Below are 1,120 nucleotides of genomic sequence, written 5' to 3'. Positions count from 1 at the left end.
TACGGGAGGTTGCGGGCCATGACGATGCGCTGGACCTGGTTGGTGCCCTCGTAGATCTGGGTGATCTTGGCGTCGCGCATCATCCGCTCGACCGGGTAGTCGCGGGTGTAGCCGTAGCCGCCGAGGAGCTGGACGGCGTCGGTGGTGATCTCCATCGCGACGTCGGAGGCGAAGCACTTGGCGGCGGCGCCGAAGAACGTCAGGTCGCCGTCCGTGCGCTGGGACTTCGCGGCGGCGGCGTAGGTGAGCTGGCGGGCGGCCTCCAGCTTCATCGCCATGTCGGCGAGCATGAACTGCACGCCCTGGAACTCGGCGATGGCCTTGCCGAACTGCTTGCGCTCCTGGACGTAGCCCTTGGCGTAGTCCAGGGCGCCCTGGGCGATGCCGATCGCCTGGGCGGCGATGGTGACCCGGGTGTGGTCGAGGGTCTTCATCGCGGTGGCGAAGCCGGTGCCCTCGGCGCCGATCATCCGGTCGGCGGGGATCCGCACGTTGTCGAAGTAGACCTCGCGGGTCGGCGAGCCCTTGATGCCGAGCTTCTTCTCCGGGGCGCCGAAGGAGACGCCCTCGTCGCCCTTCTCGACCACGAACGCGGAGATGCCCTTGGAGCGCTTCTCCGGGTCGGTGACGGCCATGACGGTGTAGAACTCGGAGACGCCGGCGTTGGTGATCCACCGCTTGACGCCGTTGAGGACCCAGAAGTCGCCGTCGCGCACCGCGCGGGTCTTCATGCCGGCCGCGTCGGAGCCGGCCTCCGGCTCGGACAGGCAGTAGGAGAACATGCCCTCGCCGCGGGCCAGCGCACCGAGGTACTTGGCCTTCAGCTCCTCGGAGCCGGACAGCTGGACGGGCAGCGAGCCGAGCTTGTTGACCGCGGGGATCAGCGAGGAGGAGGCGCACACCCGGGCGACCTCCTCGATCACGATCACGGTGGCCAGCGCGTCCGCGCCGGCGCCGCCGTACTCCTCGGGCACGTGCACCGCGTGCAGGTCGTTGCCCTGCAGCGCCTCCAGCGCCTCGCTCGGGAAACGGCCCTGCTCGTCGACCTCGGCCGCGAACGGGGCGATCTTCGCCTCGGCCAGCGACCGCACCGCGTCACGGAGCATGTCGTGCTCCTCGG

At 69.8% G+C, this 1,120-nt stretch carries 1 protein-coding gene; it reads right to left on the bottom strand.

Annotated elements, in window-relative coordinates; genetic code table 11:
* On the bottom strand, window positions 1-1,120 hold a 1,120-nt coding region (locus AB0442_RS42590; protein WP_363550509.1), incomplete at both ends, for an acyl-CoA dehydrogenase family protein.

The sequence above is a fragment of the Kitasatospora sp. NPDC085895 genome, assembly GCF_040702125.1.
Taxonomy (GTDB): domain Bacteria; phylum Actinomycetota; class Actinomycetes; order Streptomycetales; family Streptomycetaceae; genus Kitasatospora; species Kitasatospora arboriphila.
Note: the sequence above shows the minus strand (reverse complement) of the source record. Positions and strands in the feature narration are given on the sequence as shown.